The organism is Sphingopyxis terrae subsp. terrae NBRC 15098, assembly GCF_001598815.1.
GTDB lineage: Bacteria > Pseudomonadota > Alphaproteobacteria > Sphingomonadales > Sphingomonadaceae > Sphingopyxis > Sphingopyxis terrae.
Genome location: NZ_BCZQ01000055.1, coordinates 1 through 6,050, shown reverse-complemented (window position 1 = coordinate 6,050; position 6,050 = coordinate 1). Strand labels below are relative to the sequence as shown.

The following is a 6,050-nucleotide window of genomic DNA, read 5'->3' as shown; positions in this document are numbered from 1 at the left end:
ATATCCTGACAGTCAAGCCTAGCTGGAACTCTCACCCGAACATCTGACCGATTTCGGTTTAATCAGGCAGTGAACGAAAGGACTGAATTGGGGTGGGTTTCAGATTGGCTGCTTCATGCTAGGCTCAATCGTCGGACTTCAGTGAGACTGGATGAGGCCCCGGATTTCAACCACAGCTCTTGAAGGGCAGTGCGGTCAGGATCGGAGCGAAACGTCTCCAGGGCATTTGGGTCTGAGAAATGCAGCAAGTGGATCTCGCTCTTCCCATCGATCGAGCGCAGGCGCTCCAATATCTTTCCGCCGTGGTTCCCCAACAACGCGAGAACCTGAGTTTCATATTCGTCAAACGCATCCATTTCCGCCTTGGAAATGTCGAGCTGAACAAGAATGAGCATCGGCGGCCTCCTCTCAATATGTCGGCGTAGAATGACCGGAAACGAGAAGAGGTCAATTGGCGCTGTATGGCGTAGTCTGGTCTGGACCGGACAGGCCGATTTTGGTCCGAGACCGAAAGAACGTGGCCATTCCCGACAGACATAGAGACCGTCGTCAGCTAGACTACGGTACTGGAAGATCAATCGCGTCGATCACCGCGCTCAGGCGTTCGACCTCGGCTTGAAGTGCTTGACGCTGGAGATCGGAAATGCGCCGTTCGCGTAAGTGTGCCCTGGCATCGGCAGCCGCGCGCTCCCATTGTGGCCTATGGCGGGCGGTGATGCAGGCATTGGGACAGCGGGTCGGCTCGCACAGGGCGGTGAGCGGCTGTGCGGGATCGGGGGTCGTCACGCGCTTGAGGCAGAGCGCGGTCGCGGGATCGAAGAAGCAATCCGCGAGCGGGCCGACATGGAAGGTGCGCGCGACGCTGGCGAGCATGACGCGCAGGCGGGCGCGATCGGCGATCATGGCGGGCAATGGCCCGAGATTGACGGCGGCATCGTCGAGCGTCCGCGCGATGCGCGGTCCCGCCGGACCGCCGAGCGATGCGCCGCCCTTCCGCCGGTCGAAATAGTCCAGCAGGTCGTCAATCTGGCCGAGCCGGCGCTGCACCTCGACCTCGGCGCGAAACCCGGATGAGCTGCTCCCGGCATAGCCCTCGAAAGCGGCGACCGAGGCGTGCTTATACTGGATCATGCCGGCAATGGTGCCGAACGGTCGGTTGGCGATGTGCCACGCGATCGTGCGCCGGAACTGCCGCGTCGTGATGCGCCACGGCTTGCCATCGGGTCCGGGTGGGATGACCGGCTCATCGGGGCTGCCGAAGGCGGTGTTGAGGTGATCGCGGAAGGCATTGAGCTGGCGGACCACCTCGCTCGACAGATGCGTCTTGGCGACAGCGCTGGAGCGCAGCACCGGCCAGAGCGTATCGCTGCCGCTGGCGCGCGTCGGTCCTGCCGACAGGCGTTCGAGCACCGCGATCGCATCGGCGACCGGCTCGATCGTCACCCAGCTCGCGGCCTCGCCCACGGCCGACCGGCGCTTGTAGATGGTCGATCGGATGCGATGCCGCTCGATCAAGCCGTCCTCGCTGCGCGCGATCGAGAGGCACCCGCGCCGCATCGCCTGGACCTCGCAGTCGCGCATGCCGGTCAGATAGGCACACACGATATAGGCGGCCGCCTGAAGCATCCGTTCTTCGTTCGCGAGGGTCTTCGCGTCGAAGCGTTCGCGCCATGGACGCCCGCTCTCAGGATCGATCGAGATCGACGTATCCATGCCGCCGACCTCCACCCCCAGCTCGGTCGCCACCGCGTCGATCAACCTCGCTTCACCGCCGGTCAGCATGAAATGCGCGCCTGGCTCTGCCTGCACGTCGATCCCGGCATGGAGATGCAGGAGATGGGCGTTGATCGGTGGGGTCACGGTGCCGGTCTTGGGATCGACGCGCACCCTGCCGTTATGAGCCGTGCCCCAGATCGGCGCGCCGCGCCCCTCGCGGCGTCGGTGATCGAAATAGGCCTTCAGGCGGGTGCGGCGACGTTGCCGGCGATCAGCCTCCGGGAGGCCGGAGTCGGCGGCAGCAAGACGATCCCGGCGCGCTTCGAGCCGATCAAGCTCGCGACGGGCGGCGAGAATATCGTCGGCGAAGACGGTGACGTAGCGCAACGACCAGGCAAGTAGCGCGGCGATGACCTCTTCCGGGAACCGCGGCGTGCGGTTCTCGCGGACGTACCGGTAGCCTGCGACGCGTGCCGGGGCTTGTCCTGCCCAGGGCTCGAACGCGAGGCCTCCGCCGGCGAGGTGGTCACGATAGTGATAGAGATCTGAGACCACTTCGAGAAGGTGGCCGACGATGACGGGTCGCCGGGCCGGATCGGCCCGAAGGTGCCGGACATAGGCATCGGCCAAAGCCTGATCGACGCGATTAAGGTCGAGCCGTCCAAGCGCCAAGCGCGCGAACGCGAAGAACCGGCGTGCGCGGTTGAATGCTTGGCGGATGCTCGCCGGCGGCAGCTTCGGGCGGTAACCGGGAAGATCGACGTTGAGGCGGGCATAGAGATAGGCGCGCATCGCTGCCTGCACATCGGCATGCTCGAGCACGTCGAAATGCACGGTGACGTGGCAGCGCCGGGCGTTCTCGCGGAATACGGCGGGGCCGAGATCCCAGCTCGGATCGCCAACGCACGACAGATCCTCGCGGATATGGCCCGCCTTGAGCGGCGCGCTCGCCAGCACGGGGCGATCGTCGAAGGCGGGCGCTTGGGCATGGGCGGGCGTGGTCATGCGCGGGCCTCCGGCGGCAGATAGAGCCGTTCGCTCTCCATCTGCCGGCGCGCATCGGCGACAACGGCATCGGAGAAGGTCGGCAGGACCTGGGCGGTGATGCGAGCATGGACGCGGCCGAACTTGGCCGCCCAGTCGCTCGCCGGCAGGCTCGATCGCTGCTCTTCGACGAACGCGAGGAAGGCGAGGATCGCGGGGAGCTTGCGCGCGGTGATGACGGCGTTGGGACAATCGAGGCAGCCCCAGAAGGGCTGCGCGCAGGGTGATCCGGCCTCGGCGAAGGGACTGCTATGGAAGCCTGCGCAGGCGGCGAGCCAGACATCCTGTTCGCCGTCGAGCAACGGACCCACGGTATCGGGCGGCATCAGCGGCGCGGCCTGTTCGGGTGCTTCGCGCAGCTCCTGCTCGGTGGTGGGCGGAAGCACGGTCGGCGTGGCTGTGGCGACCGCTTCCCGAAAGGCGTCGGCGATGGCAGCCTCGTGCAATGGCCGGAGCGACGGCAGATCGGCATAGTGGCGCGCTGCAACCTCGCGCGAGTGGCCCACCGCGAAGCGGGCCATATGCCCCTCGGTCTTGGTGTACCACAGCGCCTTGTGGGTCTTGCGCAGCCGGGAGAGCAGCAGGTGGAGCGGCTTGCCGTCGTCGTCGACAATAGCATGCTGCGCTACCCAGGCAGCGATCCGCTCCTTCGGATGAGCGATACCTGCCCGCAGGCCGCCAGCGTTGTGATAAACCCAAAGACGATCATCGGTCAGATGCTCGCGGGCGATGGCGGTGACGTCGATCAGGCGGCGAATAAGACCGCCAGGCGTGCCGCTACCGCCGTCGCGGACGCGCATGCTCTTGTGCTCGGCGCCGCGCGCGCGGCGCTTGAGATAGCGCAGCTCCACCGTGCCGGCATGCGGGTTGGTGAGACAATCCACGGTCAGCGCCTTCAGGCACTCGGGCTCGAGGCCGGTATCGAGCGTGAGCAACACGAGCAACGCCGCGAGATCACTCGCAAGTAGATGATGCCGGCCATGAAGATCGTCGATGAGCGTGCTGAACGGCAGGCCGCGCCGCAATCGCATGAAATAAAGGCGGCGCATCTCGACGCGATCGGTCAGAATAGCTCCATGGCGTGTAATGATGGCTTCAACATCGGCGCGGGCTCTGGCGATTACGGGGTCGTCCTCATCGGTCCGGTCGTCGGCGCCGAACCGGCGGAACATCGCTTCCACATCGGCCCGCGCCGCGTCGCGTAATGCGCGGGCGACGAATGGGCTGTAAGCATCGCGCGGGGTCGAGCGGCCCGCCGACGTGGCCAGAGTATAGCGCAGCCGCTCATGCAGGTCGAGCGCGATCCGATCGGGCCGGTCGGCTTCGATCGCGCGCAATGTGTTGATGATCTTGCTGACCGTCTTGTGCCGGTGGATCGCGCCCATCCCGCGCCGTTCGAGCGCGGACGCGAAGCCATCGATATGGGCTGCGCGCAGGTCGCTGACGCCAGCCACCTCCGGCGCATCATCGCCAAGCCAGGCGAAGAAGTGACGATAAACCTGAACATACTGCTTGATGACGCTGGCCGCACCGATCGGTCCCTCGATCGCGGCCGACCGACGCAGCGCGCCGGCGAAGGCTATGGCGAGCGGACGGGGATCGAGCCCGGTCATATCGACCAGGACCGTTCCGCCATGCCGCGCCTCGATGGTGAACTTGAGGCCGAGTACCGGATCGGGCTGTGGTGGCTCCGGCGTGATCGGCGTGAAGGCGACGGGCCGGCCCTTGCGAGGACGTCCGCTCATGCGCCCTGCGGTCCCGGCAGCAGCGCGAGCAGCTCTTCGACAGCCGCATCCACCGTATCGGCGCGGGTCGCGATATGGTCGAGGTAGATATAGGTGGTGGCGAGGCTCGCGTGGCCGAGCAGGCGTTGCACCTGTTGCAGCGGATCGCCCAGGATCAGCCGGTAGCTCTCCACCGGCCCCGCCGGCAATGCTGCTTCGCGCAGTCGCTGCTGGATCAGCAAGGCGAGCATATGGACTGCGAAGGTGTGGCGAAGCTGGTGCGGACTGATCGACAGCGGGAAGCCGTTCTCCGCGCACCGGTTGCAGGCGCGGGTGAAGATCACCTCCCACGAGTTGGGGCGCACAGGTTGCCCGACCTCGGTCAGCCATAGCGCCGCCGGCTCGCGGGGCGCTCCATCCTCGTCGCACAGGATCAGGCGGCATCGTTCCTCCGGGGTGCAGACATCGCGCATGCGGTCGAGACCGGCGCGGGTGACAGGGATCGGTCGTTCGAGCTTGGCCGCGCCGTCCCGCGCGGCGAACTTGGTCACGCCCGCGGCGCGTTCGACGGCGACATAGGCTGCGATCTGACGCAGCAGCCGACGCGGGACCAGCACACTGCGTCCCCGGTCGCCCTTGGTGAGCGGCGGCGGGAGAGGCAGCCAAGCCTGCCCAGCATGGTCGCCGTCGCGGTCGATCGCTGCGAGCTCGGCAGCGAGCAGGCCCGACGCCTCTTCGAGGCGCAGGCCGGTGGTGACGAGAAGATCGGCGAATAGCGCGTTGCGCAGCCCGTTCCGATCGCGCGCGCCGGGGCGCTCAGTGCCGTCAGGGGTGAGGCCGCGCAAGCCGACCTCGCGGAAGATGCGGTAGTCGTCCATCGTGACGAACCGCACATCCGACCGCCTGGCGACACGTTCATAGGCGTCGTTGCGCGCCGCGATCATGCCGCGGCGACCGCCCTGCGCCGGTCGCCACACGGCGCGGCGGCTGAACGGCGCCTCGGCGATCAGACCATGTTGCTCGCCCCAACGGTAGAAGCGATCGAGGCTGGCGACGGCCCGGTTCCAGCTTGCCGCCGTGATGCGGTGATCGGCCTCGTCGCGGCGTCGCTCACGATGATAGGCATCGACATCGTCGCGGGTCGCAGCCCACACGGTCTTGCCGCAGGCATCGAGAAAGCGAAGCCAGACCGCGACATCATAGGCATAGGCGCGAAGCGAATGTCGCGAGCGAACGCCCGACAGCGGCAGGTCGAGAAAGAAACGGTCCAGATCGGGATCATAGAGCGCGTCGCCGCGCAGGATCAGCGGCACATGTGCATCGAGGCCCTTGGCCTCGCGGCGCTCGCAGACAGTAATGATCGACACCGGCGCTAAACCCTCCCCCCGGACCCCCCACCCGGAAGCTGACCTCGCACCGTTGCGCCTTATGGCCCGGCAGCAATCAGGCTGGCCTCCGCCAGCTCTTGGGTCAGCGCTACGGCCAGCCTGATTACTGCCTACCGTGGGCGTCCATCGCCGACTTTACTGCAATGTTGCGGGCGGCGCAGACTGTCCAGATAAGGCC

The 6,050-nt window shown here is 66.5% G+C and carries 4 protein-coding genes; all 4 read right to left on the bottom strand.

Features of this window, described 5'->3' with window-relative positions; genetic code table 11:
• Positions 1–113: 113 nt before the first annotated feature.
• Positions 114–395, bottom strand: a complete 282-nt coding sequence (locus tag STE01S_RS19400) for a hypothetical protein (protein WP_062770887.1) — start codon at positions 393–395, stop codon at positions 114–116.
• Positions 396–558: 163 nt separating this feature from the next.
• The gene (locus STE01S_RS19395) at positions 559–2,721 is read right to left on the bottom strand and encodes a hypothetical protein (protein WP_062770885.1); all 2,163 of its coding nucleotides are present in this window, start codon (positions 2,719–2,721) and stop codon (positions 559–561) included.
• Positions 2,718–4,505 (bottom strand): hypothetical protein, encoded by a 1,788-nt coding sequence (locus STE01S_RS19390; RefSeq protein ID WP_062770883.1) that lies wholly within the window; start codon positions 4,503–4,505, stop codon positions 2,718–2,720. Before STE01S_RS19390 ends, STE01S_RS19395 begins: the two co-directional genes overlap by 4 nt.
• Entirely contained in the window at positions 4,502–5,851 is a 1,350-nt protein-coding gene (locus STE01S_RS19385; protein ID WP_062770881.1) for a tyrosine-type recombinase/integrase, read from the bottom strand. Before STE01S_RS19385 ends, STE01S_RS19390 begins: the two co-directional genes overlap by 4 nt.
• Positions 5,852–6,050: the final 199 nt, after the last annotated feature.

What these genes read in the sequence shown, in the direction of transcription:
- STE01S_RS19400 (WP_062770887.1), bottom strand. Translation starts at nt 395, where the DNA reads ATGCTCATTCTTGTTCAGCTCGACATTTCCAAGGCGGAAATGGATGCG.
- STE01S_RS19395 (WP_062770885.1), bottom strand. Translation starts at nt 2,721, where the DNA reads ATGACCACGCCCGCCCATGCCCAAGCGCCCGCCTTCGACGATCGCCCC.
- STE01S_RS19390 (WP_062770883.1), bottom strand. Translation starts at nt 4,505, where the DNA reads ATGAGCGGACGTCCTCGCAAGGGCCGGCCCGTCGCCTTCACGCCGATC.